Below are 25,354 nucleotides of genomic sequence, written 5' to 3'. Positions count from 1 at the left end.
AGGGATCGATGGCCAAAACACACGTCACCATGAAGGTGAACGGCGCCGAGGTCGAAGGCCTCGTCGAGCCGCGCACGCTGCTGGTGCACTTCATCCGCGAAAATCTCGGGATGACCGGCACTCATATCGGCTGCGAGACCACCCATTGCGGCGCCTGCACCGTCGATATCGACGGCATGTCCGTGAAGTCCTGCACCATGTTCGCGGTGCAGGCCGAGGGTAGCGACATCACCACCGTCGAGGGCATGGCCAATGCCGACGGCACGCTGTCCGCGCTGCAGGAAGGTTTCCGCATGATGCACGGCCTGCAATGCGGCTTCTGCACGCCCGGCATGATCATGCGCGCGCACCGGCTGCTGAAGGAAAACGCCTCGCCGAGCGAGCAGGAGATCCGGATGGGCATCTCCGGCAACATCTGCCGCTGCACCGGCTACCAGAACATCGTCAAAGCCATTCAATACGCCGCCGCGAAGATCAACGGCGTGGAATTCCGGGAGGCCGCAGAATGAACGACATGACTCCCACGCGGGAACAACGCGAAGCCGCACTCGAAGGCATGGGCTGCAAGCGCAAGCGCGTCGAGGACATCCGCTTCACGCAGGGCAAGGGCAATTACGTCGACGACGTCAAGCTGCCGGGCATGCTGCACGGCGACTTCGTCCGCTCGCCGCATCCGCATGCGCGCGTCAAGAAGATCGACGACAGCGAAGCGCTGAAAGTGCCGGGCGTGCTTGCGGTCGTCACCGCCGAGACGCTGAAGACGGTGAACCTCGCCTGGATGCCGACGCTTGCCGGCGACGTGCAGATGGTGCTGGCCGACGGCAAGGTGCTGTTCCAGAACCAGGAGGTCGCCTTCGTCGTCGCGACCGACCGCTATGCCGCCGACGACGGCATCAACAAGGTGATCGTCGAATACGAGCCGCTGCCGCCGCTGGTCGATCCCTTCAAGTCAATGGACAAGGACGCGCCTGTGCTGCGCGAGGACCTCGTAGGCAAGATGTCCGGCGCGCATGGCCCGCGCAAGCACGACAACCACATTTTCGAGTGGACCGTCGGCGACAAGGAGCTGACCGATGCGGCCTTCAACAAGGCCGAGGTCAAGATCAAGGAGATGATCTCCTATCACCGCACTCATCCATCACCGCTGGAGACCTGCCAGTGCGTCTGCTCCTTCGACAAGATCAAGGGCGAGCTCACGATCTACGGCACGTTCCAGGCCCCGCATGTGATCCGCACCGTGGTGGCGCTGATCGCAAAGCTGCCTGAGCAGAAGATCCACGTCATCGCGCCCGACATCGGCGGCGGCTTCGGCAACAAGGTCGGCGCCTATCCCGGCTATATCTGTGCGGCAGTGGCCTCCATCGTCACCGGCAAGCCGGTGAAATGGGTCGAGGACCGCATCGAGAACCTGACCGCGACCTCGTTCGCGCGCGACTATCACATGACGACCGAGATCGCCGCGACCAAGGACGGCAAGGTCACGGGGCTTCGTGTTCACGTGCTCGCCGATCACGGCGCGTTCGATGCCTGCGCCGACCCGTCGAAATGGCCGGCCGGCTTCTTCAACATCGTCACCGGATCCTATGACTTCCCGACCGCGCATCTGGCCGTGGATGGCGTCTACACCAACAAGGCGCCCGGCGGCGTCGCTTACCGTTGCTCGTTCCGCGTCACCGAGGCGGCCTACTGCATCGAGCGCGCCATGGATATCCTGGCGCAGAAGCTCAACATGGACCCGGCCGAGCTGCGGCTGAAGAACTTCATCAAGCCGGAGCAGTTCCCGTATCACTCGGCGCTGGGCTGGGAATATGATTCCGGCGACTACCACACCGCCATGCGCAAGATGATGGAGACCACCGGCTACGCCGCGCTCCGGAAGGAGCAAGCCGAGAAGCGCGAAGCCTTCAAGCGCGGCGAGACCCGCGAGATCATGGGGCTGGGAGTCTCCTTCTTCACCGAGATCGTCGGCGCCGGCCCGTCGAAGAATTGCGACATCCTCGGCATTGCCATGTTCGACTCATGCGAGATCCGGATGCATCCGACCGGTGCGGGCATCGCGCGCATGGGCACCAAGAGCCAGGGCCAGGGCCACGAGACCACCTGGGCCCAGATCATCGCCACCGAGATCGGCATTCCCGCCGACAACATCCAGGTCGAGGAGGGCAACACCGACACCGCGCCCTACGGGCTCGGCACCTACGGCTCGCGCTCGACGCCGGTTGCCGGCGCGGCGATCGCGATGGCTGCGCGAAAGATCAAGGCCAAGGCGCAGATGATCGCGGCCTACAAGCTCGAGGTCCACGAGGATGACCTCGAATGGGACATCGACGGCTTCCGGGTCAAGGGCCTGCCGGAAAAATTCATGTCGATGAAGGATATCTGCTGGGCGGCCTACAATTCGGTGCCGCCGGGCATGGAGCCGGGGCTGGAAGCGGTCAGCTATTACGATCCGCCGAACATGACCTATCCGTTCGGCGCCTATCTCTGCGTGATGGACATCGACGTCGACACCGGCGTGTACAAGGTCCGGCGCTTCTATGCGCTCGACGATTGCGGCACCCGCATCAACCCGATGATCATCGAGGGCCAGGTGCATGGCGGCCTCACAGAAGCCTTCGCGATCGCGATGGGCCAGGAGATCCGCTATGACGAAACAGGCAACGTCGTCACCGGATCGTTCATGGACTTCTTCATGCCGACCGCGGTGGAGACACCGCATTGGGAGACCGACTTTACCGTCACCCCGTCGCCGCATCACCCGATCGGCGCCAAGGGCGTCGGCGAGAGCCCGAATGTCGGCGGCGTGCCGGCCTTCTCCAACGCCGTCAACGATGCGTTCTCGTTCTTAGGCAGCACGCACATCCAGATGCCGCACGACTTCTGGCGCAACTGGAAGGCGGCCAAGGATCTGGGCGCGGTGGCGTAATTTGAGTGGCGAGAGCCGGGCCTTCATCCTTCGAGATGCGGCGCACGCGCCGCTCCTCAGGATGAGGTCATAGACCCTCATGGTGAGGAGCGCGTCTTCGCGCGTCTCGAACCATGAAGGCCACGGAACATGCGGCATTCAGTCGAGGACCAATGAAGAACCGTGACGAGATCGCGCAAGCACTGGCCGCATCCGGCTACATCGCCGATGCGGACCTCGCGACTGCGATCTCGTTGATGCAATTGCTGCGGCGTCCGCTGCTGCTCGAAGGGGAGGCGGGCGTCGGCAAGACCGAGGTGGCGAAGGCGCTCGCCAAGGTGCGTGCGACCGAGCTGATCCGTCTGCAATGCTATGAGGGGCTCGACCAGTCCTCCGCGCTCTACGAGTGGAACTACCAGCGCCAGTTGCTGGCGATCCAGGCGCATCGTGGCACCGACAGCATCGAGGACCAGATCTTCTCGGAAAAGTACCTGCTCGAGCGTCCGCTGCTCGCCGCGATCCGCCGGCCGCAGGCGCCGGTGCTGCTGATCGACGAGATCGATCGCGCCGACGACGAGTTCGAGGCGTTCCTGCTGGAGCTGCTCTCCGACTTCCAGGTCTCGATCCCCGAGCTCGGCACCATCCCCGCGATCACCATTCCGCACGTCGTTTTGACCTCGAACGGCACCCGCGAGCTTTCCGATGCGCTGCGCCGGCGCTGCCTCTATCACTATGTCGACTATCCCGATGTCGACCGCGAGACCCGCATCATCCTGGCGCGCGTCGCCGGCGCGAGCCCGTCACTGTCGCTCCAGATCGCGCGCATGGTTGAGGGCGTGCGCAAGGAGGAACTGCGAAAGGTGCCTGGTGTGGCGGAGACGCTGGACTGGGCGGCGGCCCTCGTCGGCCTCGACGTCCGCGATCTCCACGATGCGCCGGAGACCGTGCACGACACGCTGATCTGCCTGTTGAAGACCCACGAGGATCGCGCCCGCGTCACGCCAGAGGTGACACAGCGCCTGCTGGGGAGGGTCGCATGAGCTGCTGCGGCTCCAGTCCCGAATACGACGATCTCAATGAGGTCGCCAAGCTCGTGTCCGCAAGGCTCGCGGCGTTCCTGCGGACCTTGCGCGATGCCGGTTTTCGCGTCGGGCTCGCCGAGGGGCAGGATGCGGCGACGCTGATGTCGTCTGGCTATGCGGCGCGACCGAACCTGCTTCGGGCAGCGTTCAAGCACCTGTTCTCGGCGCGCAAGTCCGACTGGGACAAGTTCGACGGGCTGTTCGACGCGTTCTGGCTGGGCAAGCGCGTGCGCTCGCGCTCTCGCACGATCGGCTCGGCACCGGGTGCCAGCAACCCGTCGCTGAAGAGCCTGCAGGACAAGTTGGCCGAGCAGGGGGGCAACCAATCGATCTCGGACCAGCTTCCGTCATCCGGCGATGCGCCGGAAGGCCGTGCCGGCGAGGGCCGCATGGAAGGCGTTTCGCGCGCGGACAATCTTGCGGAGGTCGATTTCAGAAAACTCAGCGATCCCGATCAGGTTGCGCAGGCCCATGACGCTGCCGCCCAGCTCGCGCGCGCGATGCGCACGCGGCTGACGCGGCGCGATCTCGCGCGCCGGCGCGGCTATCGGCTCGATCTCCGCCGCACCATCCATCGCAACATCAGCCATGGCGGCGTCCCGATCAGCCTCGTCAAGCGCCAGCGCAAGGACAAGCCGCTGCGGCTGATCGTGCTGCTCGATGCCTCGGGCTCGATGAGCATGTACACGGCGGTTTTCCTGCGCTTCATCCACGGCGTGCTCGACGAGTTCCGCGAGGCGGAGGCGTTCCTGTTCCACACGCGTCTCGCTTACGTCTCCGATGCAATGAAGGAGAAGGACGCCGGCCGCGCGCTCGACAGGCTCTCGATCATGGCGCAGGGGGCGGGCGGCGGCACGAAAATCGGCGAGTCCTTGCAAACCTTCAATCGCTGGTACGCCGCCCGCGTCATCCATTCGCGCAGTTGTGTGATGATCGTGTCCGATGGCTACGAGACCGGCGATGCCGCGCTGCTCGGCCGGGAGATGGCGGCGCTGCACCGGCGCTGCCGCCGTATCGTCTGGCTCAACCCGATGATGGCGTGGGCCGGCTATGCGCCCGAGGCGAGGGGCATCAGGGCCGCGTTGCCGCATGTCGATCTCTATGCGCCGGCGAATTCGCTGCAAAGCTTGCGCGCGCTCGAACCCTATCTGGCGAAGCTCTGAGGAGGCGCCGATGACCACTCATGTCGAAGTGCTGGATCTGGTCGCGCAGATGAAGGCCGCCGAGCGCGCCTTCGTGCTCGCGACGGTGGTGCGGACGGTGTCGGTGACCGCGGCGAAGGCAGGCGCCAAGGCGATCATCGCGGCCGACGGCACCATCGTCGCGGGCTGGATCGGCGGCGGCTGCGCCAGGGGCGCGGTGCTGAAGGCGGCGCGCGAGGCGCTCGCCGACGGCGAGCCGCGCATGGTCTCGGTGCAGCCGGAGAACCTGCTGGCCGAGCTCGGCGTCAGCGCGGGCGAGAGCCGCGACGGCATCCGCTTCGCCAGCAACATGTGTCCGAGCAAGGGCACGATGGACATCTTCGTCGAGCCGGTGCTGCCGCATCCCTCGCTGGTCATTCTCGGCGCGAGCCCGGTGGCGCTGTCGCTTGCCGCGCAAGCGCGCGTGCTCGGCTATCATGTCACGCTCGCCGCACCTTCCGCCGATCTCACGGCGCAGCCCGATGCCGATGCGGTGATCGATGGCTACCAGCTGGGCGAGCTCAACGAGGCCAAACGCTTCGTCGTGGTCTCCACGCAGGGCAAGGGCGATGAAGCCGCCTTGCGTGCGGCAGTCGCGACCAAAGCCTGTTATCACGCCTTCGTCGGCAGCCGCCGCAAGATGGCCTCGCTGCGCGCCAAGCTTCTTGCGGAAGGCGCGAATACCTCCGCGATCGACGATTTCAAGGCGCCGGCCGGTCTCGACCTCGGCGCCATCACGCCGGAGGAGATCGCGATGTCGATCCTCGCCGAGATCACCGTGGAACGCCGGCGCGGCCAGCGCACCGCCGATCAGTCAGCAAGCAAAGAGTGAGACATCCGTCATGCAGATGAACGACAGCCAGCGCATCCCCGCGTCACGCGAACAGGTCTGGGCGGCGCTGAACGATCCCGCTGTGCTGAAGGAGTGCATCCCCGGCTGCCAGTCGCTGGAGGTGACGGCGCCGAACGAGATGACCGCGACCGTGATCTTCAAGGTAGGCCCGGTGAAGGCGACGTTCAGCGGTAAGGTGACGCTGCGCGATCTCGATCCGCCCAATTCCTACCGCATCTCGGGCGAGGGCTCCGGTGGTGTGGCCGGCTTCGCCAAGGGCGGCGCCGCGGTGCGGCTGGAATCCGAGAGCGCCGAGGTGACGGTGCTGCACTATGACGTGGACGCCCAGATCGGTGGAAAGCTCGCCCAGCTCGGCTCCCGGCTGATCAACTCGACTGCGACGAAGCTGGCGGGTGAGTTCTTCAAGTCGTTTGCGGAAGTGGTGAGCGCGAAGGCAGAGGCGAGCTAGGTGCCGTAGGGCGGGCAAAGCGCAAGCGTGCCCACCACCCTCATTGCAAAAAGAAAAGGTGGGCACGGCGCGTCGCGCCTTTGCCCACCCTACGAGACCTTCCGGAACCGGAAAAAACTAGTCGAACAGGCTCGACACCGACTCTTCTGCGGCGGTGCGCGCGATCGCGTCCGAGATCAGGCTGGCGATCGGCAGCGTGCGGATGTTCGGCGCCTTGGTCACCGCTTCGGTCGGCAGGATCGAGTCGGTGATCACGAGCTCCTTCAGCCTGGAGCCCGCAATGCGGGCGGCCGCGCCGCCGGAGAGCACGCCATGGGTGATGTAGGCGTAGACGTCCTTGGCGCCCTTGGCGATCAGCGCGTCGGCCGCATTCACCAGCGTGCCGCCGGAGTCCACGATGTCGTCGACCAGGATACAGCTGTAGCCGGAGACGTCGCCGATCACGTTCATGACTTCGGATTCACCCGGACGCTCGCGGCGCTTGTCGACGATGGCGAGCGGGGTGTTGATGCGCTTGGCGAGGCCGCGGGCGCGGGCCACGCCGCCGACGTCGGGCGAGACCACCATCACCTTGCCGAGGTCGAAACGTTCGCGGATGTCGCGCACCATCAGGGGGGCGGCGAACAGATTGTCGGTCGGGATATCGAAGAAGCCCTGGATCTGGCCGGCATGCAAGTCGAGCGTCATGACGCGGTCGACGCCGGCATGGGTGATCAGATTGGCGACGAGCTTGGCCGAGATCGGCGTGCGCGAGCCGGAGCGGCGGTCCTGCCTGGCATAGCCGAAATAGGGGATCACTGCGGTGATGCGGCGCGCCGAGGAGCGGCGCAGCGCATCGGTGATGATCAGCAGCTCCATCAGATTGTCGTTCGCCGGAAACGAGGTCGACTGGATGATGAAGGCATCCGAGCCGCGGATGTTCTCCTGGACCTCGACGAAGATTTCCATGTCGGCGAAGCGCCGGACCACCGCCTTGGTCAGCGGCATGTTGAGGCCCTGCGCGATGGCCTGCGCGAGAGCCGGATTGGAGTTGCCGGCGACAAGCTTGATGGAGCCGTTCTTGGCCGACATGGACGCTTCCTCCCGCGCTTTGCTGGATACGACGTTCAACATCAGAAAATACCCACTGGAAGCACGGTTACGACGGGCGAGGAAATATCAGGCCGGGGGCCGCAATGGCAACCCGGGATGCTACGTTTTCCCTTTGAAATCCTGAGTCCGGCCAACGGCTTGGCCGCAAACTGGGCCCGTGGTTTAGCGGGGGTTATCACTCGGCATAGCCGAGCGCCGAGGCCGGCAGGTCAGACACCGGGCCCTCCTTGATCGCGCTCGCCACCGCCGGTCCGCGCAGGCCGGGAGCCGCACCCGGGGCCTCCGGCGTTCCGTTGATCATGTTGGAAAGTCCGCTGAATCCGGCCTGGGCGATCTTCCGCAGCACGAGGTCGTCGGCCGCGGCCCAAGCGTCGCGCCCGCCCTTGGCGGAGGTCGGTTCCTCGCCGGAGAGACGCAGCGCCCGCTGCTGGTTGGCGTCGTAGACGTCCCAGACCCAGGCGATCACGGTCTTGCCGCGCACCACCTGGGCGGAGAGGTAGCTGCGCACGCGGTAGGCAGCCGTTCCCTCGCGGGAGACCACGGACAGGCTGCGCAGCTTGGATTCGCTGTCGAGCACGCCGACCATGCGGTCGAACACCTGCGGCGGGGGGCCATCGATGGATTCGAACGCGACCGTCGCTCCCGAGCCGGTGCCCGGTGCCATCGCATAGGAGTTGGCGGCGCTGCCGCCGCCGCAGCCGCCAAGCGCGGCCGCCGCTGCCAGCAGCATGACCGCCAGCACGCGCGAACCCGCACGGCCCAAGATGAACGACGCGTCCCTCATTATGGAGGGCAGCGATATCGTTAAAACGCATTAACGTCTAGGGCGGAGGCGACACAGACCACTGTCATCCGGTCCGGGGTACGCCCCGGAATGACACGAGGTTGCTCTTGTGTTCACGCTTCAAGCGCGATCGCGTGAACGTGCCGGCCGTAATCCGGCTCCTTGCGATGCACCGAGCGGCGATAGCTGAAGAAGCGCTCGTCGGCGTAGGTGTCCAGACCGAGGTCGTCGATCATCAGGATGCCGGCCGCCTCTAGCCGCTTGCGGATGAAGCCGGCGAGGTCGAACATCGCGTGGCCCTCGCGCACCGAGGGAATGAAGAACACCGCGTTGTCCGCGTCCGCCTCGATGAAGCGCGCGACGAACTCGTTGCCGACCTCGTAGCTCTCCTGTCGGATCAACGGGCCGATCGCGGCGATGATGCCGCCGCGCGTGGCGCCGAGCTTCTCCATCGCGGAGATCGTGGATTCCAGTACGCCCGTGAGCGCGCCCTTCCAGCCGGCATGCGCACCGCCGATTACGCGCGCGTTGGGATCGACGAACAGCACCGGTCCGCAATCGGCGGTGGAGACGCCGAGCGCGATGCCGGGCGTCCTCGTCACCAGCGCGTCGCCCTTCGGCCGCGGACCGCTCGGCCACGGCATTTCGGCGATGAGCACGTCGGGCGAATGGATCTGGTGCAGGCTGATGAAACGTTCCGGCGCGACACCGACATGCTCGGCCATGCGGCGGCGGTTCTCCGCGACGAGGGCCTGATCGTCATTGGAACCGAGCCCGCCGTTCAGCGCGGCATAGATGCCGCCGGAGACACCGCCCTCGCGGGTGAAGAAGGCATGGCGCAGGCCGGGAACCGCCGACAGCAGCGACGAGGCAAGAGTCATCAATGTCCTCCGGCGTGTTCGAGATCGCTGAGGCCGGCAATGCCCGTCAGCCGCGGCTCGGAGATGCCGAGCACCTTGAACATCGAGCCCATGCCGCTGCGTCCCGTGTCTGTCAGGCGCTTCAGCGCAACCGAAATGTCGGTGGCGACCTCCGGCGTCGCCTTCTGCATCAGGGCGGCGGCCCGAGTGTCGATGCCGACGCGCTTGAGGAAGTCTCCTTGCGTCACCGGGCCGTGCACGCGGGCGCCGACATCCTCCGCTGCCCGCGCCAGCGCCTGGAAGTCGACATGGGCGGTAACGTCGGCCTGGCCCGGCGCCTTCAAGGGATCGGTGAAGGTGTGGCGCGCGATGGCCTGGAAGGTGTCGCCGGCATCGCTGCGAAAATGGCCGTAATCGATGATCAGGGCCGCGCCGTCCTGGTCGCGCACGCGGGTGGCGAGCTTCATGATCTCGCCGTCCGGCCGCCATTCGAACACGGCGCCGACGGGGGCTGCGCGCACCAAGGACGGCAGCAGCACGTCGAAGCGCGGCGTCGGCTCGGACGCCGCGCCGAACTGCAGCTTGCCGTTGGGGTCGATCTCGATCACGCGCTCGTGCCAGCCGTGCTCGCCCTTCACCATCTGGTGGATCGGCAGCACGTCGAAATATTCGTTGGCGAGGATGACGCTCGGTCCTTCCGGCACGTCGTCGATGCTGTCGTGCCAGGCGATGTTGCGCACGCCCGCCAGCGTCGCACTCTGCCGCTCGCGCAGGACCGGATTGACCTCGACCATGTGGATGTGGAGCGCCTGATACAGCGGAGGCAGCACGCGGAGCGCGCGCAGCGCATCCGCCATCATGGTGCCGCGGCCAGGGCCGAGCTCGATCAGCCGCAAAAATTGCGGCGAGCCCATCTGCTTCCATACCGAGGCGGTCCACAGGCCCAGGAGCTCGCCGAACATCTGGCTGACCTCGGGCGCGGTGGTGAAGTCGCCCTCACGTCCCAAAGGATCGCGCGAGACGTAATAGCCATAGCGCGGATGCATCAGGCACAGTTCCATGTACCGCCAGACCGGCATGGGGCCTGAGGATTTGATCAGCGCCTTGATCTCGTTGAGTAGCGGCTGGTCGGTCACGGCGTACTTTCTCGAAATGAATTAACGAACGGCCTCGATCGGCTTCGGCGCACCGCGCCTGACTGCCAATACAATAAGTATGCCGCCGACAATAAGCATCGGGATCGACAACAGCATGCCCATGGTTAACCCACCCCAGAGGTAGCCGAGCTGGACGTCCGGCTCGCGGAAATGCTCGCCGACGATCCGGGTCAGGCCGTAGATCAGGATGAAGCTGCCGAGGATGAGCCCCGGCCGCTTCAAGGCGCCGCGGCGGATCATCACGGCGAGCACGATGAACAGCAGCAGCCCCTCCATGCCCGCTTCATAGAGCTGGCTCGGATGGCGCGGCACGTCACCGCCGGTCGGAAAGATCATGGCCCAGGGCAGGCTGGGGTCGGCAGCGCGGCCCCACAATTCGCCGTTGATGAAGTTGGTCAACCGCACCAGGAAGATGCCGATCGGCGCAACGCCGCAGGTGATGTCGCCGAGCGACAGGATCGAGATGCGGTTCTTGCGGGCGAACCACATCACCGCGACGACGCAACCGAGGAAGCCGCCATGGAAGGACATGCCGCCTTCCCACAATCTGAAGATGGCGGCCGGGTGCTCGATGAAGAAGGGCAGATTGTAGAACAGGACGTAACCGGTGCGGCCACCGACGATGATGCCGAGCGTCACCCACAGGATGAAATCGTCGATCTGCACCAGGCTGATCGGCGACGAGCCGGCCCACAGCCTGTCGTTCTTGATCAGCGCGCGGGCATAGAGCCAGCCGAACGTGATCCCGCAGATATAACCGAGCGCATACCAGCGGATCGCAAACGGCCCGATCTGGAGCGCGATTGGGCTGAATGAGGGAAAGTCGATGAGCAGAAAGGGCATCACGCCTTCTATGTCTAGACGAGATTGCGGCGATAGAGCGCCAGCAGCCGCTCCCAGTGCCGCTCGGCGGCGTCGCGGTCGTAGACCGGACGCTTAGGAAAGGCAAAACCATGATGCGTTCCGGGATAGATCTCGACCTCGGCCTTGGCGCCGTTCTTGGCCGCGCTCATGCCCTGCTTGACCTTTTCGATGATCTCCGTGGGCGCGTAGATGTCGGTCTCGGCGCAGGCGAAATAGAGCTCGGCCCTGGTCTTGCCGGCGGCGAGATGCGGGCTGTCCTCCTGGTCGGTCGCAAGCTGCGTGCCGTAGACCGAGGCCGCGGCCTTGACGCGGTCGGGGAAGTGCGTGGCGGCGTTGATGGCGTAGCGGCCGCTCATGCAATAGCCGACTGTGCCGACGATTTTGGTGTTCGCGGCCGCCTGGCCCTCGGCATGGGTGAGCAGGGCGCGGGTGTCGTCCATGATCATGGGAATGGTGAGCGAGCCCATCAGGGCGAACATGCGCTTGCGTTCCGGCGCGTTCGGGTCGGCCGGCAGCGCGCCGAGCTCCATCACGCCGGAGCGGTAATAGAGGTTCGGCAGCATCACGTAATAGCCCGATGTCGCGAGCCGGCGCGCCATGTCGCGCAGCTCTTCGCGGATCGCCGGCGCATCCATGTAGAACAGGATGACCGGGAACGGTCCGCCGCGTTCGGGATGGGTGATGAAGGTTGCGGTGTGGCCGTCCTTGGTGGGGATCGCGATCTGCTGGTCGATCATCTCGTGCGCCTTCTGATTCTTCTTATGCCGGGACGTTGAATACGATTGCAAGGAAACCGGGGCATGACAAGGATACCGCCGCTTCGCTCTTGAACCGGCCCAATCGGATTGCCATTGTCTTTTCGAGTGTTCGCGCAAAGTTTATCGCAAGGCCGCCAGGAGACCGACATGACCCAGACCAGCAACCGGTTTTTCGACGAGATCGGCCGCCTGATGAACGACGCGGCCGGTGCGGCCCAGGGCGTCAAGCGCGAGTTCGACACGGTGATGCGCACCCAAGCCGAAAAATTCCTGCGCGACATGGACCTCGTCAAGCGCGAGGAGTTCGAGGCGGTCAAGGACATGGCGCGCCTCGCCCGCGAGGAGAACGAGGCCCTGAAGGCGCGCATCGCGGCGCTGGAGGCCAAGCTGGGGGCATAGGACGGCCGGACGGCTCTTACCCTCCCCTGGAGGGGGAGGGTCGGCGCGTAGCGCCGGGGTGGGGTGATCTCTCCACTCGGGCACCGCCTCATTGGAGAGACTGTCACCCCACCCCGCTGCGCATTCCGCTTCGCTGCATGCGCATCGACCCTCCCCCTCCAGGGGAGGGTAGGAACCCGGGGCAACCGCCCATTCTCCTTGTCATTTCCGCATCTTCCGGGTAAAAGCCCGCCAGTTCGTGGCCCCCGCACCCCTGGAGGCTTGCTGCGGACTATGCCATGGGCCGCGCTGCGGCCCATTAACTTTTGCAAAAACAAGGACTTAACGACATGGCGACGACCGTCAAGGAATTGAAGGCGACCGCACGTCCGAAGAGCGGCAAGGGGGCCGCCCGGGCTGAGCGTCGCGCCGGGAGAGTGCCCGGAGTGATCTATGGCAACAACCAGCCCCCCGTCACGATCTCGATCGAAGATCGTGAACTGCGCCAGCGTATCCTCGCCGGCCGGTTCCTGACCACGCTGGTCGACATCGATCTCGAGGGCAAGAAGCACCGCGTGATTCCGCGCGACTACCACCTCGATCCGGTCAAGGACTTCCCGATCCATGTCGACTTCATGCGGCTCGGCGAAGGCGCCACCATCCGCATCAGCGTTCCCCTGCACGTCGTGAAGGCGGAAGGCTCCCCGGGCGTGAAGCGCGGCGGCACCGTCAACATCGTCGCCCACGCCATCGAGCTCGAATGCGGCGTCGAGAGCATCCCGCAGTACATCGAGGCCGACGTCGGCTCGCTGGAAATCGGTCACTCGCTGCATCTGTCCGACGTCAAGCTGCCGGCCGGCGTGAAGGCGCTGACCCGCGAGGACGCGACCCTCGTCACCATCGTGCCGCCGTCCGGCTACGCCGAAGAGCAGAAGGCTGCGGCTGCAGCTGCTGCTGGTGGTGCGGCTCCGGCCGCGGGTGCCGCTGCTCCGGCTGCCGCTGCTCCGGCTGCGGGTGCTGCTGCACCTGCCGCTGCTGCCAAGGCTCCCGCCGGCGGCGACAAGAAGAAGTAATCTCTCAAAGTTGGCGCGCGGTCCCTGACCGCGCGCCGAGCGAGGGGCGCGCCGCGTCATGCGACTCTTTGTTGGGCTCGGCAATCCCGGCGCGAAATACGCACGTAACCGGCACAATATCGGCTTCATGGCCGTCGACGAAATCGCGCGGCGTCACAGCTTCTCGCCGTGGCGCCGTCGCTTTCAGGGCGAGACCTCTGAGGGCTCGCTGGGCACTGAACGCGTGATCCTGCTCAAGCCCACGACCTACATGAACGACTCCGGTCGCTCGGTGCAGGAGGCGGCAGGCTTCTTCAAGATCGCGCCGGGCGACGTCACCGTGTTTCACGACGAGCTCGAACTGCCGCCGGGCAAGGTACGGGTAAAGATCGGCGGCGGCATCGCCGGCCATAATGGCCTGCGCTCGATCTCGGCGCATATCGGCAACGACTATCGCCGGGTGCGGCTCGGCATCGGTCATCCCGGCGTCAAGGAAATGGTGCACGGCCACGTGCTGTCGGACTTCGCCAAGGCCGACAACGAATGGGTGGCGACGCTCTGCGACGCGGTCGCCGAGCATGCCGCACTGATCGCCAAGGGCACGGACGCGACCTTTGCCAACAGGGTGCATCTTGCCATGCAGGCGAAGGGATTTTTGACCAAGGACGAGAACGGCAAGGAATAACGCTCGTGGGATTTAAATGCGGGATCGTCGGGTTGCCCAATGTCGGCAAGTCGACCTTGTTCAATGCGCTGACCGAGACGGCCGCGGCGCAGGCCGCGAACTATCCGTTCTGCACCATCGAGCCGAATGTCGGCGAGGTTGCCGTCCCCGATCCGCGGCTGGACAAGCTCGCGGCGATCGCCAAGTCGGGCCAGATCATCCCGACCCGGCTGACCTTCGTCGACATCGCCGGCCTCGTGCGCGGCGCTTCCAAGGGCGAAGGCCTCGGCAACCAGTTCCTCGCCAACATCCGCGAGGTCGACGCCATCGCGCATGTGGTGCGCTGCTTTGAGGATTCCGACATCACTCACGTCGAGGGCAAGATCGCCCCGCTCGCCGACATCGAGACCATCGAGACCGAGCTGATGCTCGCCGACCTCGACAGCCTCGAGAAGCGCGTCGACAACCTCACCAAGAAGGCCAAGGGCAACGACAAGGACGCCAAGGAGCAGCTCGACCTCGTCAACCGCACCCTGGTGCTGCTGCGCGAGGGCAAGCCCGCGCGCCTCGTCGAGCGCAAGGCCGAGGAGGAGCGTACCTTCTCGATGCTCGGCCTGCTCTCGTCCAAGCCCGTGCTCTATGTCTGCAACGTCGAGGAAGGCTCCGCGGCCACCGGCAACGCCTTCTCCAAGGCGGTCGAGGAGCAGGCGGCGAAGGAAGGCGCGGTCGCCGTCGTCATCTCCGCCAAGATCGAATCCGAGATCGCGACGATCTCGCGCGAAGAGCGCGCCGACTTCCTGGAGACGCTGGGCCTCGAAGAAGCCGGCCTCGACCGCCTGATCCGTGCCGGCTACTCGCTGCTCCAGCTCATCACCTACTTCACGGTGGGCCCGAAGGAAGCGCGCGCCTGGACCATCCATCGCGGCACCAAGGCGCCAGGAGCTGCCGGCGTGATCCACACCGACTTCGAGAAGGGTTTTATCCGCGCCGAGACGATCGCATATGAGGATTACGTCGCGCTCGGCGGCGAAGCCGGCGCCCGCGATGCCGGCAAGCTCCGCCTCGAAGGCAAGGAATACGTCGTCGCCGACGGCGACGTGATGCATTTCCGGTTCAATACGTAAGGCACCAACATCGGTGCCGTAGGGTGGGCAAAGGCGCATCGCGCCGTGCCCACCATCCATCCAAGATCGCGACGGAAGACGTGGGCACGCTTCGCTTTGCCCACCCTACGGCACCTGCTCCGTCCTCACCGCATCCCGCTGCCCTGGTCCCTGATTGCGCCGAGATGCTCGTTGATGCGGAAGACGATCAGGATCAGCTCCGCGACGATGCGCGAGAACACGATCCCGACCACGACGCTCGCGATCGACGACAGCAGCACCAGGAAGCCGCCGAACGGGCTGATCGCCATCGCAGCCAGCCCTGAGAAGATGCCCGAGAGGCCGAACAGGCAGATCAGCGCGATCACCAGCCAGTAGAAGGTCTTGATGATCGTCGGCGTGATGAAGCGGTCCCATTGGAACAGGTCGCTGAATGAAAACATTGCTCTCCCCAGGGCAGATCGGGACTCCAAATCGGGCTTCGGCCGTCGGATTGATCCGACTCAAATCAGGGCCGATCCCCTGTATGTAGCACGAGCCATGCGGGCCGGCGGGTTGAGATTGCCGCAAAGTGCGGCCACAATCTGTCATTTCCGCTAGCAATCCCAAGATGACCCTGACCTTCGAAGATTTCCCGCCCGGCCGGTTCGGCACGTTCGGCCCGCGCCATGTCACCCGCGACGAGATCCTGGCCTTCGCCGCCGAGTTCGATCCGCAGCCGATGCACCTCGACGAGGATGCCGCTGCGAAGAGCATGCTGCGCGGCCTGTCCGGCTCGGGCTGGCACCTCTGCTCGCTGATGATGCGGATGATGGCCGACGGTTTCATCACCCGCGCGGCTTCGCTCGGCTCGCCGGGCGTCGACGAGGTGCGCTGGCTCTCGCCGCTCAGGCCGGGTGACGATCTCACGCTCGACGTCGACGTGCTGGAGTCGCGGGTTTCGAAGAGCCGCCCCGGGCTCGGCATCGTCAAGTTCAAATGCACCGCGCGCAACGCTGCGGGTCAGGCGCTCGCCGAGATGACCTCACCGATCCTGATCAAGCGGCGCGAGGGAGCGGTCTGATGCGGTTCTTCGAAGACATCGCGATCGGACAGCGCCGCGAGATCGGCGCCTACACGTTCACGGCGGAGTCCATCAAGACGTTCGCCGCGAAGTTCGACCCGCAGCGCTTTCACCTCGACGAGGAGGAAGGCAAGAACTCGCTGTTCGGCGGGCTCGCCGCCTCGGGCTGGCATGTCGGCTCGGCCTGCATGAGCCTGCTTGTCGCCGATGGCCAACGCCTGGCGCGCGAGGCCACCTCGCGCGGCGAGGAGGTCGCGGTGTGGGGCCCGTCGCCGGGCTTTCGCGACCTGCGCTGGATCAGGCCGGTGCTCGCCGGCGACACGGTTAGTTACGTCAATGTCGTCATCGACAAGCGCACCTCCGCCTCGCGTCCTGGCTGGGGCATTTTGACGGCCTGCACCACCGGCACCAACCAGCGCGGCGAGGAGGTCTACTCCATCACCGCCAGCGCCTTCGTGCCGCTGCGAAAGACGGCTTAGATCAGTTCCAAGATGAACGGGGCAAATGAGTGCGCGAGTGTTGCCCGCGCGCTATGGACGCGTTTCGGACCGGCTGCCATAAGCCTGCGCAACATGGTTACCGCGAAGCAATTGTCGGAACCATCAAGTTGCTAACCAATTATGAACCTGTCGCTGTCTATTTGAACGAATAGACAAAGGACAGGGGACGAGGACCATGGCTGACCGCGGCGCACTCAAGTTTGTTGGATTTATCTTTGCGACCGCGACGCTGGCCGTGATGCTTGTCGCCGGCATGGTGGTGAAGGGCTATGCCGACGGTGGCTACACCCTGGAAGCCTCGACCGTGGAAGCGGACCGGTAACGGTCTGCTAACGTCCCGGGGCGGTCAGCCCCGCCTCAGCGACTATAGACGAACGCCAGCACCGCGATCGCAACCGCCAGCAATCCGACAAAGCGCAGCATGATCGTGCCGAACTGGTTCGGCGCGGGCCGTAGCGGTATGGGGTCCGTGGTGTCGGGCCGAATGCTTTCCATCTGGAATGTCCCCTGAGCCCGGCCGTGGCGGCACGGGCGCTTGGCATTGGTCGCCGGGGATGGGCGGAGGGTTCAAAGGCGGGCGCTGGCCGCGCCACATTCTCCGCTGTCATGCCCCGCGAAGGCGGGGCATCCAGTACGCCGCGGCCTCTCGGCTCAATCACTGCGGTCTCTGGAATACTGGATCACCCGCTTTCGCGGGTGATGACACCTTCGTTGAGGAGAGTGTGCACCCGTCACACCCCACAAATCAAAACCGCCGCGCTCCCTTCCGGGAACGCGGCGGCCAATGATGCGTCGTGGCAGCGATCAGCTGTTGCGCAGGCCGTCGGCGGCGCGCTTCCACTGCGCGACGTTGTCGGCGATCATGCGGGTCGACTTCATCGCGGCCTGGCTGAGCTGGGCGTAGCCGGAGATCTCGCGCTGGACGCGCTGGCCTTCGGCATGAAGCAGGTCACGCAGGCTCTCGAGCTCGGAGATCAAATTCTCGATCTCGGCGAGCGAGGTGCCGGCGACGCGCTGGATCAGCGAGTTGACGTTGGTGACGGTGGCCTCTGCGCTCGGATCGAGCGGCGCCGCGTCGGTGGTCGACGCCGGACGGCGCAGATAGGCGATGTCGTTGCGGACGAAATCGCGAATGCCGGCCTCGACCTCGGAGACCGCGGCGAGATTGTTGTCGACCGTCTCGGTCTCGGTGGCTTCGATCTTTTCCGGACGGATGGCGTTCATCGTTGTTCCCCTGTTCGCGTTGAGCGCAGCGCGAGTGTCCCCCGCACGACGATGTCTGTAAGGCAGCTCGCATCAGGGCGTCCGATTTTGACAGCAAAGGGGCCGAGATGCGGCAAGGGGGGACCATTCGGGGGTTTTGACGTGGCGTATGGTTAGGGGAGTGTGAAGGCTGGTCCAGCGACGGAACCTCTATGCCCTCATGGTGAGGAGCGCGCCCTTCGCGCGCGTCTCGAACCATGAAAGGCCCTCGCTGTAGCAGCGCGGGCCTCGATCCTTCGAGACGCGCTCCTTCGGAGCGCCCTCAGGATGAGGAGAAAGGGTGGAGGCCTAGTCTACCAGCTCTTCTTGAATCCCGCCGTCACGCTCTTGTTGATTGCGCCTTGCGAGGTCTCGCCGACCGAGCCGGACACGGTGACGTTGTCGAACAGTTTTTGCTCGGCGCCGAGCTTGCGCAGCCATTTGTCGTCGGTGGTCGACAGCGTCTGGCCGGCGCTGATGCTGGTGCCGGTGTCGGTGATGGTGACCTTGGCGGACTGGTCGGTCTCGTAATTGCGCGTGATGTGGCCGCCGATGCCGGGGACGGCGGTGGTGCCCTGCTGGTTGACGCTGTAGCCGTTCTGCAGAGTCAGCTGTGTGTCGCCCGACAGCGGCATCGACTTGGTCAGCGACGCGCCGATCTTGCTCTGCTCGGAGCCGGGATCGACGCGGGCCTCCACCGCGGTCTTGTCCCAGATCACCCCCGCGCCCGGCGCGGTCGCGGTCGCCCAGGCGCTGCCGGAGGATTGCGGCAGGCTGCCGCCATTGGCGGCCTTCTGGGCCAGCAGCTCGGACATGGTCCTGGGCTCGCTCGCCACCGTCATGTCGGCGCCGATCCGCGTGTCCCAGAATTCGAACACCGACTGCTTCACCGTCACCGCCGAGGAGCCGTTGGCATTGGCGTTCGACGACCAGTTCAGTCCGCTATTGGCCGCGGCCTGCGCGCGCTTCTTGGCGGCGATGATGTCGTTGAGCGTGCCGGCGTCGATGGCGAGCTGGCTCCAGTCGAGCTTGTCGACGTCGATGTCCTTCATGATGTCGGGATCGTTGACGCTGGGGGCCTCCGCTGTCTCGGCCTCTTCGTCGTCGGGCACTGCGGCCGCGGGTGGGGAGAAGGGCGGAATGATCTGCGCCGAGACCGTCAGCACCGATCCCAAGATGAATGCGGCCGCCAGCACCGGCAGCCTGGCCCAGCCAAAACCTGTCGAGAATTCCATCGTCCTGCCCGCGAACCCCAGCGCATGCTGCCGCCAATATAGTGCGGCCATCCGCAATGCGCCATTCCGCAGCCAGGATGCTCACCTATCGTTGCGAAATTGTGGCGACTCGCCTTTGGACGCCTGGAGACGCGAGCCAACGGGCCGCGCGAAGGGCGCGCGCCCGATGACGGCTTGCCTGCGACGGCATCCGGCGGGGCTGGAGGCCAGGACGTCGCGGTCGCCTTGTCACCGGTCCCGGAAAGCGGGGCCCGTTGGCGTCCCCCTCAGCCGACGCTGGTCATCTTCGGAAGATGAATGGCGCGGCCGAGTGCCTGCTCGACCAGGTCGAAGGTGTCGATCAGCACCCGCATGCTGATGAGCTTGCCCGCCCTGAACTGGGCGAACTGCGCGACGCGAAGGGAAATCGGCTTGTTGGAATCGAGCGCCGTCAGCGAATAGCGCAGCATCGAGGCGGCGGAGTCTACGCCCAGCATGATGCTCTCGCGGTCGAAGCGGCGGACCTGGAAATTGTCGGCGAGCTGGCGGATGACGTCCAGCACGGCGTCCTTGCCCTGGCGCGCGCCGAGGAATGGAAACATGTCGATCGGGCCATAAAGCGCCCACTCGACGTCCTCGTCGATCAGGGCCTCGATATCCTCGAAATGCCGGTCGTTGATCGCACGGTGCAATGCGCGCGAGAAACGCCAGAGGCTGTGCTCTGTCATTTGGGCAGTCCTGACGCTGGCTTGCAGAAAAAACGGAAAACAACCCCCTGCACCGTAAAGGTGCCCCGGGGCGCTCAACTCATTTGTATGCGAATGAAATAGCCGATTTCGGCCAAAACGCAATTCACAATTTCGCAATGCACAATTGACGGCGCTTTGTGAGATTTACAACAAAGCCCCGTAATCTACCGGTCCCCGGGGTCGTCTACCGATCCCCGTGGACCGCGGGTTCCCGCTCGATGGCGATCGCATCGTCCCGCGACGCCAGCAGGCCGAACAGCACCGCGCCGCCGATTCCGCCGATCGCAGCGCCCAAAGGCATGAAGGTGAAGAACACCAGCATGCCGTTTTGCCCTTCGAAATTCGAGGTTTGCGCGATTTCGACGAAAGCTAGCCCGGCCCCGATGCCGAGCGCCGCCCCGCCCAGCGTCCCCAGGAACAGCCCCAAAACAGCAAGCAAGACGACTTTCATCGGCCCATCACCCAGCCGGCGTGCACAACGCCCCGGGATGGGTCTCGGCGAGGGGGAGGGAGGTTCAAACGGGACCTCTTCACCTCTCCCTGTAAGAACGGGCAGAGGGAGAAGAATCAATCCACCCCCGCCCCCGTGATCAACGGCCCGATCTCGCGCTCCAGCACCTGCTGCACCAGATCGTAGGAATCGATGATCTCGCGGATCTCCGCCACCAGCCCGCCGCGGAAGGTGTAGAACACCGCCATGTCGAACTGCACGATGCGGCCGTTGCTGCGCTTCCTGAAATAGGTCTGGATGTAGGTCGCGACCTCGTCGCCGTCGGCGAGGATATGCGGCACCTTGTAGCGAACTTCCGAATAGCGCGACCAGACCGTCTGCCAGAGATCGCGCAGCTCCTGCTTGCCGTGCCGTGGCACCATGTGCGGCAGCACGTCGATCGGCGCGTGGGTGAGGAAGTCGACGTCGTCGGTGCAGCACGCGAGCGCGGCCTCGATGTCGCCGCGTGCGAAGGCATCGAGCAGATGCACGACGCGCTGCCTGTTCAACGATTCAACCGTCATGCCGCGCCGCCCTCATTGCCCATGATCTGGCCCATGACCCGCGAACGCTATCGCGCAGCCCGCGCGTGCTTCAATCCGCAAGAACACAGGGGTGATCGCAGACTATGACGTGCGGGCGCAATGCCCGGTTCATGGGGGGCAATTGCGGGTTGCGTGCCTGTTTGCCTGCAAGAAACGAGCGGCCTTCGCGCCCTGCGATGACGCCGCGTGCATATCGGCCGGCGCGTCCTGCAGGGTTTCACGCAAGGGAACCTGGATCCGTTCACACCCGTTGATGTCAGGACATCGCATCCGGAGACATCGATCCATGAAAGTCCCGCTTCTTACTGTGGCTGCCGCGCTCCTCATGCTCGGCGCCAGCTCCACCGCCAACGCCAAGGGCTGCATCAAGGGTGCCGTCGTCGGCGGCGTCGCCGGCCACTATGCCGGCCATCACGGCATGCTCGGTGCCGCGGCCGGCTGCCTCTATGGCCGGCATCACGCCAAGGAACAGGAGAGGCAGCGGCAACAGCAGGGCCAGGTGAACGGGCAGGGGAAGCTGTAGAGGCAGAAAACCCCGCGCCTCACCGTCTTCTGTCCGGCATGCCCCGATGGTAAGTTCCAGCTGCAAACGCTGGGGTTGAGTCGAGCGAGGGGACGATGGACGTCGGGAAGTTCTTGTGGGGCCTCGTCCTCGCAATTCTGTTCCTGTGTTTCCTCGTTCGCTTCATGCGAAACGCGTTCCACTCGCGGGGCGTCAAATACAATTGGCTTGGCGTTCTGCTGTCGTTCTCGACGGTCGGCTTGGCGATCTACCTCGTCTTCTTCCGCCAGCTCTGACGCCATTCATTTGTCCGCGGCCGCAGAGGGGCCCGGCAGGGCGTGACCCATCTCACATCACGCCTCCGGCAACGCGGCTATCGTGATCCCCATGTCATCAGGGAGACGTGCCATGGCCGCCATCGCCGCCGCGAGAAAGTCCCGCCTGCATAACGCGCTCGAAGGCCTCGCGCTGACCGCGACGCTGCAGAGCTTCCCGACCTTCGCGACCGCTGCCTTCCTGCTCAAGCTCGTCGGCAATCACGACCTCGTCGGCGACCCCGGCGTCGCCATCTTCGTCGCCGTCGCCTCGCTCGCCCACGCGATGCTGGCTGTGACCCTCGGCCCGAGCTTCCCCGCGCTCTTCAAGACCGTCTACGAACCAAAATTCTTCGAGGCCCATCTGTCGCTCTCCGACAAGATCACGGCATGGCGCACCCAGCCGGTCGCCTCGCTCCAGCTCATGACCATCGTGCTGCTGCTGTCGGTGATGGCCGTGGTGACGGCGAGCGTGGGGTGAAAGCGGGAAGTCTCTCCGCCGTCATTCCGGGGCGCCGCGCAGCGGCGAGCCTGGAATTCATGGTCACGACGAGCGCGGTGCGCCGTCTACCTCTTCTTCCACCCACCCCGTCGCCCCGGCGCCCCGCCCGTCGACTTCGGCGCAGGCCCGAACTCCGGACCCGACTGCCGCGAGTCCGTCGGCTGGATGATCCGGCTGGTGCTGCCGAACGGCTTTGACGGCAGCGTCTGGTTGGCGCGGTAGGGCAGGGACTCCGGGCCGTGCATCTCGTCGAGATGCGGCTTGTGCACCTTCGAGCCGCTGCCGCCGCCGCTGGCCTTCAGCGCGGAGCTCACGGTCTTCTTCTTCATCGCGCTGACTGGCAAATTCGCGGCGTCGCCGTACTTCTTCGTGCCGGCATAGGCGCCGGCCTTGCCGGCGACGGCGCGCTGTTTCGCGGTGGGATCGTCCACCACCGCGAGCTCGGTGGCACGCAGGCGCTTGACTTCGTCGCGCAGGCGGGCGGCTTCCTCGAAGTTCAGATCGGCGGCGGCCTCGCGCATCCTCGTTTCGAGATCGGCGAGCACGGCTTCAAAGTTGTGGCCGATCGAGATGACGTCGTCGGTCATGTCGTGGCCGCCGACCTCGACCAGCACGTGGTCGCGCTCGTAGACGGAGTTGAGGATGTCGCCGATCTGCTTCTTCACGCTCTCCGGCGTGATGCCGTTGGCGGTGTTGTATTCAACCTGTTTTTCGCGACGCCGGTTGGTTTCGGCGATGGCGCGCTCCATCGAGCCCGTCATCTGGTCGGCGTAGAGGATCACCTTGCCGTCGACGTTGCGCGCGGCGCGGCCGATGGTCTGGATCAGCGAGGTCTCGCTGCGCAGGAAGCCTTCCTTGTCGGCATCGAGGATCGCGACCAGCGCGCATTCGGGAATGTCGAGGCCCTCGCGCAGGAGGTTGATGCCGACCAGCGCGTCGAACGCACCCAAGCGAAGATCGCGGATAATCTCGATGCGCTCGATGGTGTCGATGTCGCTGTGCATGTAGCGGACGCGGATGCCCTGCTCGTGCAGGTACTCGGTGAGGTCCTCGGCCATCCGCTTGGTCAGCACCGTGATCAGCGAGCGATAGCCGGCCTGCGCGGTGGCGCGGACCTCGCCGACGAGATCGTCCACCTGCGTGCGGGCAGGGCGGATGTCGACGGGCGGATCGATCAGTCCGGTCGGGCGAATGACCTGCTCGACGAACACGCCGCCGCTCTCGTTGAGCTCCCAGCCGCTCGGCGTCGCCGACACCGCGACCGTCTGCGGCCGCATCATGTCCCATTCCTCGAAGCGCAAGGGACGGTTGTCCATGCAGGACGGCAGGCGGAAGCCGTATTCGGCCAGCGTCGCCTTGCGGCGGAAGTCGCCGCGGAACATGGCGCCGATCTGCGGGATGGTGACGTGGCTCTCGTCGGCGAAGATCAGCGCGTTGTCGGGGACGTATTCGAACAGCGTCGGCGGCGGCTCGCCCGGGCGGCGGCCGGTGAGATAGCGCGAATAGTTCTCGATGCCGGCGCAGCTCCCCGTGGCCTCCATCATCTCGAGGTCGAAGGTGGTGCGCTGCTCCAGCCGCTGCGCTTCCAGCAGGCGGCCCTGATCGTGCAGCTGGTCGAGCCGCTGCTTCAGCTCGAACTTGATCGACTTGATCGCCTGCACCAGCGTCGGGCGCGGCGTCACATAGTGCGAGTTGGCGTACATCTTGATGAATTCGAGCTCGTCCTGCTTGTGGCCGGTGAGCGGATCGAACTCCTCGATGGCCTCGATGGTGTCGCCGAACAGGTTCACGCGCCAGGCGCGGTCTTCATAGTGCGCCGGGAAGATGTCGATGACGTCGCCCCTGACACGAAAGGTGCCGCGGGTAAAATCGGCCTGGGTGCGCTTGTACTGGAGCGCGACGAGATCGGCGATGAGTTGACGCTGGTCGATGCGCTCGCCCTTCTTCAGCGCGAAGGTCATCGCGGTGTAGGTCTCGACCGAGCCGATACCGTAGATGCAGGACACCGACGCCACGATGATGACGTCGTCACGTTCGAGCAGGGCGCGGGTTGCCGAATGGCGCATGCGGTCGATCTGCTCGTTGATCGACGAGTCCTTCTCGATGTAGGTGTCGGTGCGCGGAACGTAGGCTTCCGGCTGGTAGTAGTCGTAATACGAGACGAAATATTCGACCGCGTTATCCGGAAAGAAATTCTTGAACTCGCCATAGAGCTGGGCGGCCAGCGTCTTGTTCGGCGCCAGGATCAGGGCCGGGCGCTGCGTCGCCTCGATCACCTTGGCCATGGTGTAGGTCTTGCCCGAGCCGGTGACGCCGAGCAGCACCTGGCTGCGGTCGTTGCGCTCGATGCCTTCGACCAGCTCCGCGATCGCGGTCGGCTGGTCGCCGCGCGGCTCGTAGGACGACTTGATCTCGAAGCGCACGCCGCCTTCGGACTTCTCCGGGCGCGGCGGCCGGTGCGGCGTCCACACCTTCATGGAGCCGTCGTCCTTGCGGAACTCCGGCCGGCCCTCGCGGATCAGTGACTCCAGCGCCTCTGCGGTCGCCTTGACGCCGAGCGCCTCCATCTTGTTGCGCGGCGGACGCGCCAGCGCTTCCGCATCGTCCTCTTCGGTGGGCAGACCGAGCTGACGGGCCAGTTCCGGATCGAGCGTCGGGATCGTGGCGGCAGTGCCGTAATTGGCCTGCGGCGCCTCCTCAAAACCCTCGGTCGATGCGCGCGCCCCCGGCGGCTGCGGATTGGGCCGCAGCGGCATCGGGCGGTCCTGCGGAAACTCCTTCGGCGTCGAAGCGCGCGCGCGATGTGCGGCGGCCTCGCCTCCGGCGCGTCGGTCGCGCGAATTGTCCGGTGGCGGCTGCAGGCCGGTGCCAGAGCCAAGCCCGGCATCGCCGCGGTTGATCGCGGGATTGAGCAATTCGGCCAGCGCCGGCCCGATCGGCTGCACGTCGGGCCGATGTGCTTTGGATTTGGGGGATTTGCCGGATTTTTCGGAGGATGCGGGTTTCTTCGCCATGAGGCGAATATGGGACGAGTCCGCCCTGCAGGAAAGGG

Annotated in this window: 30 protein-coding genes; 16 read left to right on the top strand and 14 right to left on the bottom strand. The window is 65.3% G+C overall.

The features are described from left to right. The first annotated feature begins 8 nt into the window (after positions 1–8). The 6 genes from XH79_RS28180 to XH79_RS28155 all read left to right on the top strand — a co-directional run bounded on the left by XH79_RS28180 (position 9) and on the right by XH79_RS28155 (position 6,469). A complete protein-coding gene (locus XH79_RS28180; protein ID WP_271583711.1) occupies positions 9–509 on the top strand; it encodes a (2Fe-2S)-binding protein in 501 nt (166 codons plus the stop codon). Then, the gene (locus XH79_RS28175; protein WP_271583710.1) at positions 506–2,926 is read left to right on the top strand and encodes an aerobic carbon-monoxide dehydrogenase large subunit; all 2,421 of its coding nucleotides are present in this window, start codon (positions 506–508) and stop codon (positions 2,924–2,926) included. Before XH79_RS28180 ends, XH79_RS28175 begins: the two co-directional genes overlap by 4 nt. 152 nt (positions 2,927–3,078) lie before the next feature. After that, on the top strand, positions 3,079–3,945 hold the full coding sequence (locus tag XH79_RS28170; RefSeq protein WP_271583709.1) for an AAA family ATPase: 867 nt from the start codon (positions 3,079–3,081) through the stop codon (positions 3,943–3,945). Continuing rightward, positions 3,942–5,150, top strand: a complete 1,209-nt coding sequence (locus XH79_RS28165; RefSeq protein ID WP_271583708.1) for a vWA domain-containing protein — start codon at positions 3,942–3,944, stop codon at positions 5,148–5,150. The genes XH79_RS28170 and XH79_RS28165 overlap by 4 nt, the downstream gene beginning before the upstream one ends. A 10-nt stretch (positions 5,151–5,160) precedes the next feature. Continuing rightward, positions 5,161–6,000 carry an XdhC family protein gene (locus XH79_RS28160; RefSeq protein WP_271583707.1) on the top strand — a complete coding sequence of 280 codons (840 nt, stop codon included), beginning with the start codon at positions 5,161–5,163 and terminating at the stop codon, positions 5,998–6,000. A 10-nt stretch (positions 6,001–6,010) separates the two neighbouring features. Beyond that, positions 6,011–6,469, top strand: a complete 459-nt coding sequence (locus tag XH79_RS28155) for an SRPBCC family protein (protein WP_271583706.1) — start codon at positions 6,011–6,013, stop codon at positions 6,467–6,469. Positions 6,470–6,586: 117 nt separating this feature from the next. Here XH79_RS28155 and XH79_RS28150 read toward each other — a convergent pair whose 3' ends face one another. The 6 genes from XH79_RS28150 to XH79_RS28125 form a co-directional block, all read right to left on the bottom strand. After that, positions 6,587–7,540, bottom strand: a complete 954-nt coding sequence (locus XH79_RS28150; RefSeq protein ID WP_212341819.1) for a ribose-phosphate pyrophosphokinase — start codon at positions 7,538–7,540, stop codon at positions 6,587–6,589. Between the two features lie 196 nt (positions 7,541–7,736). Further along, the gene (locus XH79_RS28145; RefSeq protein WP_271583705.1) at positions 7,737–8,345 is read right to left on the bottom strand and encodes a hypothetical protein; all 609 of its coding nucleotides are present in this window, start codon (positions 8,343–8,345) and stop codon (positions 7,737–7,739) included. Between the two features lie 113 nt (positions 8,346–8,458). Further along, positions 8,459–9,226 carry a peptidoglycan editing factor PgeF gene (gene pgeF, locus XH79_RS28140; protein WP_271583704.1) on the bottom strand — a complete coding sequence of 256 codons (768 nt, stop codon included), beginning with the start codon at positions 9,224–9,226 and terminating at the stop codon, positions 8,459–8,461. Further along, positions 9,226–10,341 (bottom strand): class I SAM-dependent methyltransferase, encoded by a 1,116-nt coding sequence (locus XH79_RS28135; RefSeq protein WP_212341813.1) that lies wholly within the window; start codon positions 10,339–10,341, stop codon positions 9,226–9,228. The genes pgeF and XH79_RS28135 overlap by 1 nt, the downstream gene beginning before the upstream one ends. 21 nt (positions 10,342–10,362) lie before the next feature. Continuing rightward, complete coding sequence (gene lgt / locus XH79_RS28130) at positions 10,363–11,205, bottom strand: prolipoprotein diacylglyceryl transferase (protein ID WP_271583703.1); 843 nt, start codon at positions 11,203–11,205, stop codon at positions 10,363–10,365. Positions 11,206–11,219: 14 nt separating this feature from the next. Then, on the bottom strand, positions 11,220–11,963 hold the full coding sequence (locus XH79_RS28125) for a dienelactone hydrolase family protein (RefSeq protein ID WP_271583702.1): 744 nt from the start codon (positions 11,961–11,963) through the stop codon (positions 11,220–11,222). Positions 11,964–12,131: 168 nt separating this feature from the next. On the opposite strand from XH79_RS28125, the gene XH79_RS28120 reads away from it, so the two are divergent. The 4 genes from XH79_RS28120 to ychF all read left to right on the top strand — a co-directional run bounded on the left by XH79_RS28120 (position 12,132) and on the right by ychF (position 15,202). Further along, on the top strand, positions 12,132–12,383 hold the full coding sequence (locus XH79_RS28120) for an accessory factor UbiK family protein (RefSeq protein WP_212341808.1): 252 nt from the start codon (positions 12,132–12,134) through the stop codon (positions 12,381–12,383). A 329-nt stretch (positions 12,384–12,712) separates the two neighbouring features. Beyond that, complete coding sequence (locus XH79_RS28115; RefSeq protein ID WP_211414290.1) at positions 12,713–13,435, top strand: 50S ribosomal protein L25/general stress protein Ctc; 723 nt, start codon at positions 12,713–12,715, stop codon at positions 13,433–13,435. 58 nt (positions 13,436–13,493) lie between these two features. Then, on the top strand, positions 13,494–14,099 hold the full coding sequence (pth, locus tag XH79_RS28110; RefSeq protein ID WP_212341806.1) for an aminoacyl-tRNA hydrolase: 606 nt from the start codon (positions 13,494–13,496) through the stop codon (positions 14,097–14,099). Positions 14,100–14,104: 5 nt separating this feature from the next. Beyond that, positions 14,105–15,202 carry a redox-regulated ATPase YchF gene (gene ychF / locus XH79_RS28105; RefSeq protein ID WP_212341803.1) on the top strand — a complete coding sequence of 366 codons (1,098 nt, stop codon included), beginning with the start codon at positions 14,105–14,107 and terminating at the stop codon, positions 15,200–15,202. Between the two features lie 125 nt (positions 15,203–15,327). On the opposite strand, the gene XH79_RS28100 is transcribed toward ychF, so the two are convergent. Further along, on the bottom strand, positions 15,328–15,624 hold the full coding sequence (locus tag XH79_RS28100; protein ID WP_028134403.1) for a DUF4282 domain-containing protein: 297 nt from the start codon (positions 15,622–15,624) through the stop codon (positions 15,328–15,330). Positions 15,625–15,791: 167 nt separating this feature from the next. On the opposite strand from XH79_RS28100, the gene XH79_RS28095 reads away from it, so the two are divergent. The 3 genes from XH79_RS28095 (at position 15,792) to XH79_RS28085 (ending at position 17,066) form a co-directional block, all read left to right on the top strand. Then, positions 15,792–16,244, top strand: coding sequence for a MaoC family dehydratase (locus XH79_RS28095; RefSeq protein WP_271583701.1), 453 nt, complete (start codon positions 15,792–15,794; stop codon positions 16,242–16,244). Beyond that, positions 16,244–16,723, top strand: coding sequence for a MaoC family dehydratase (locus tag XH79_RS28090; RefSeq protein ID WP_212341799.1), 480 nt, complete (start codon positions 16,244–16,246; stop codon positions 16,721–16,723). Before XH79_RS28095 ends, XH79_RS28090 begins: the two co-directional genes overlap by 1 nt. Positions 16,724–16,919: 196 nt before the next feature. Then, a complete protein-coding gene (locus XH79_RS28085; RefSeq protein ID WP_212341797.1) occupies positions 16,920–17,066 on the top strand; it encodes a hypothetical protein in 147 nt (48 codons plus the stop codon). A 35-nt stretch (positions 17,067–17,101) separates the two neighbouring features. On the opposite strand, the gene XH79_RS28080 is transcribed toward XH79_RS28085, so the two are convergent. The 6 genes from XH79_RS28080 to XH79_RS28055 all read right to left on the bottom strand — a co-directional run bounded on the left by XH79_RS28080 (position 17,102) and on the right by XH79_RS28055 (position 20,963). Then, complete coding sequence (locus XH79_RS28080) at positions 17,102–17,239, bottom strand: hypothetical protein (RefSeq protein ID WP_018648329.1); 138 nt, start codon at positions 17,237–17,239, stop codon at positions 17,102–17,104. 309 nt (positions 17,240–17,548) lie between these two features. After that, positions 17,549–17,968: a hypothetical protein gene (locus XH79_RS28075; RefSeq protein WP_212341795.1), complete on the bottom strand. Its 420-nt coding sequence runs from the start codon at positions 17,966–17,968 to the stop codon at positions 17,549–17,551. 332 nt (positions 17,969–18,300) lie between these two features. Further along, positions 18,301–19,221: a hypothetical protein gene (locus tag XH79_RS28070; RefSeq protein WP_271583933.1), complete on the bottom strand. Its 921-nt coding sequence runs from the start codon at positions 19,219–19,221 to the stop codon at positions 18,301–18,303. A 266-nt stretch (positions 19,222–19,487) separates the two neighbouring features. Beyond that, positions 19,488–19,928, bottom strand: coding sequence for a nuclear transport factor 2 family protein (locus tag XH79_RS28065; RefSeq protein WP_212341793.1), 441 nt, complete (start codon positions 19,926–19,928; stop codon positions 19,488–19,490). A 205-nt stretch (positions 19,929–20,133) separates the two neighbouring features. Further along, the gene (locus XH79_RS28060; protein ID WP_271583700.1) at positions 20,134–20,400 is read right to left on the bottom strand and encodes a hypothetical protein; all 267 of its coding nucleotides are present in this window, start codon (positions 20,398–20,400) and stop codon (positions 20,134–20,136) included. Between the two features lie 116 nt (positions 20,401–20,516). Further along, a complete protein-coding gene (locus tag XH79_RS28055) occupies positions 20,517–20,963 on the bottom strand; it encodes a nuclear transport factor 2 family protein (protein WP_212341789.1) in 447 nt (148 codons plus the stop codon). Positions 20,964–21,270: 307 nt separating this feature from the next. Between XH79_RS28055 and XH79_RS28050 the strand changes: the two genes are divergently transcribed. The 3 genes from XH79_RS28050 to XH79_RS28040 all read left to right on the top strand — a co-directional run bounded on the left by XH79_RS28050 (position 21,271) and on the right by XH79_RS28040 (position 22,281). After that, entirely contained in the window at positions 21,271–21,507 is a 237-nt protein-coding gene (locus XH79_RS28050; protein ID WP_271583699.1) for a hypothetical protein, read from the top strand. Positions 21,508–21,602: 95 nt separating this feature from the next. Continuing rightward, positions 21,603–21,782, top strand: coding sequence for a hypothetical protein (locus tag XH79_RS28045; RefSeq protein WP_211404503.1), 180 nt, complete (start codon positions 21,603–21,605; stop codon positions 21,780–21,782). 112 nt (positions 21,783–21,894) lie between these two features. Continuing rightward, entirely contained in the window at positions 21,895–22,281 is a 387-nt protein-coding gene (locus tag XH79_RS28040) for a hypothetical protein (protein ID WP_271583698.1), read from the top strand. 86 nt (positions 22,282–22,367) lie between these two features. On the opposite strand, the gene uvrB is transcribed toward XH79_RS28040, so the two are convergent. After that, positions 22,368–25,316 (bottom strand): excinuclease ABC subunit UvrB, encoded by a 2,949-nt coding sequence (gene uvrB, locus XH79_RS28035; protein WP_271583697.1) that lies wholly within the window; start codon positions 25,314–25,316, stop codon positions 22,368–22,370. Positions 25,317–25,354 lie beyond the last annotated feature (38 nt).

The organism is Bradyrhizobium sp. CCBAU 45389 (genome assembly GCF_028128625.1).
Lineage (GTDB): Bacteria > Pseudomonadota > Alphaproteobacteria > Rhizobiales > Xanthobacteraceae > Bradyrhizobium > Bradyrhizobium liaoningense_B.
The sequence above is the reverse complement of the archived record's forward strand: the minus strand, read 5'-3'. Positions and strand labels throughout refer to the sequence as shown.

Excerpts from the sequence above, each read along its gene's own strand:
- XH79_RS28180 (WP_271583711.1), top strand. The coding sequence starts at position 9 with ATGGCCAAAACACACGTCACCATGAAGGTGAACGGCGCCGAGGTCGAA.
- XH79_RS28175 (WP_271583710.1), top strand. The coding sequence starts at position 506 with ATGAACGACATGACTCCCACGCGGGAACAACGCGAAGCCGCACTCGAA.
- XH79_RS28170 (WP_271583709.1), top strand. The coding sequence starts at position 3,079 with ATGAAGAACCGTGACGAGATCGCGCAAGCACTGGCCGCATCCGGCTAC.
- XH79_RS28165 (WP_271583708.1), top strand. The coding sequence starts at position 3,942 with ATGAGCTGCTGCGGCTCCAGTCCCGAATACGACGATCTCAATGAGGTC.
- XH79_RS28160 (WP_271583707.1), top strand. The coding sequence starts at position 5,161 with ATGACCACTCATGTCGAAGTGCTGGATCTGGTCGCGCAGATGAAGGCC.
- XH79_RS28155 (WP_271583706.1), top strand. The coding sequence starts at position 6,011 with ATGCAGATGAACGACAGCCAGCGCATCCCCGCGTCACGCGAACAGGTC.
- XH79_RS28150 (WP_212341819.1), bottom strand. The coding sequence starts at position 7,540 with ATGTCGGCCAAGAACGGCTCCATCAAGCTTGTCGCCGGCAACTCCAAT.
- XH79_RS28145 (WP_271583705.1), bottom strand. The coding sequence starts at position 8,345 with ATGAGGGACGCGTCGTTCATCTTGGGCCGTGCGGGTTCGCGCGTGCTG.
- pgeF (WP_271583704.1), bottom strand. The coding sequence starts at position 9,226 with ATGACTCTTGCCTCGTCGCTGCTGTCGGCGGTTCCCGGCCTGCGCCAT.
- lgt (WP_271583703.1), bottom strand. The coding sequence starts at position 11,205 with ATGCCCTTTCTGCTCATCGACTTTCCCTCATTCAGCCCAATCGCGCTC.
- XH79_RS28125 (WP_271583702.1), bottom strand. The coding sequence starts at position 11,963 with ATGATCGACCAGCAGATCGCGATCCCCACCAAGGACGGCCACACCGCA.
- XH79_RS28120 (WP_212341808.1), top strand. The coding sequence starts at position 12,132 with ATGACCCAGACCAGCAACCGGTTTTTCGACGAGATCGGCCGCCTGATG.
- XH79_RS28115 (WP_211414290.1), top strand. The coding sequence starts at position 12,713 with ATGGCGACGACCGTCAAGGAATTGAAGGCGACCGCACGTCCGAAGAGC.
- pth (WP_212341806.1), top strand. The coding sequence starts at position 13,494 with ATGCGACTCTTTGTTGGGCTCGGCAATCCCGGCGCGAAATACGCACGT.
- XH79_RS28100 (WP_028134403.1), bottom strand. The coding sequence starts at position 15,624 with ATGTTTTCATTCAGCGACCTGTTCCAATGGGACCGCTTCATCACGCCG.
- XH79_RS28095 (WP_271583701.1), top strand. The coding sequence starts at position 15,792 with ATGACCCTGACCTTCGAAGATTTCCCGCCCGGCCGGTTCGGCACGTTC.
- XH79_RS28090 (WP_212341799.1), top strand. The coding sequence starts at position 16,244 with ATGCGGTTCTTCGAAGACATCGCGATCGGACAGCGCCGCGAGATCGGC.
- XH79_RS28085 (WP_212341797.1), top strand. The coding sequence starts at position 16,920 with ATGGCTGACCGCGGCGCACTCAAGTTTGTTGGATTTATCTTTGCGACC.
- XH79_RS28080 (WP_018648329.1), bottom strand. The coding sequence starts at position 17,239 with ATGGAAAGCATTCGGCCCGACACCACGGACCCCATACCGCTACGGCCC.
- XH79_RS28075 (WP_212341795.1), bottom strand. The coding sequence starts at position 17,968 with ATGAACGCCATCCGTCCGGAAAAGATCGAAGCCACCGAGACCGAGACG.
- XH79_RS28070 (WP_271583933.1), bottom strand. The coding sequence starts at position 19,221 with ATGGAATTCTCGACAGGTTTTGGCTGGGCCAGGCTGCCGGTGCTGGCG.
- XH79_RS28065 (WP_212341793.1), bottom strand. The coding sequence starts at position 19,928 with ATGACAGAGCACAGCCTCTGGCGTTTCTCGCGCGCATTGCACCGTGCG.
- XH79_RS28060 (WP_271583700.1), bottom strand. The coding sequence starts at position 20,400 with ATGAAAGTCGTCTTGCTTGCTGTTTTGGGGCTGTTCCTGGGGACGCTG.
- XH79_RS28055 (WP_212341789.1), bottom strand. The coding sequence starts at position 20,963 with ATGACGGTTGAATCGTTGAACAGGCAGCGCGTCGTGCATCTGCTCGAT.
- XH79_RS28050 (WP_271583699.1), top strand. The coding sequence starts at position 21,271 with ATGAAAGTCCCGCTTCTTACTGTGGCTGCCGCGCTCCTCATGCTCGGC.
- XH79_RS28045 (WP_211404503.1), top strand. The coding sequence starts at position 21,603 with ATGGACGTCGGGAAGTTCTTGTGGGGCCTCGTCCTCGCAATTCTGTTC.
- XH79_RS28040 (WP_271583698.1), top strand. The coding sequence starts at position 21,895 with ATGGCCGCCATCGCCGCCGCGAGAAAGTCCCGCCTGCATAACGCGCTC.
- uvrB (WP_271583697.1), bottom strand. The coding sequence starts at position 25,316 with ATGGCGAAGAAACCCGCATCCTCCGAAAAATCCGGCAAATCCCCCAAA.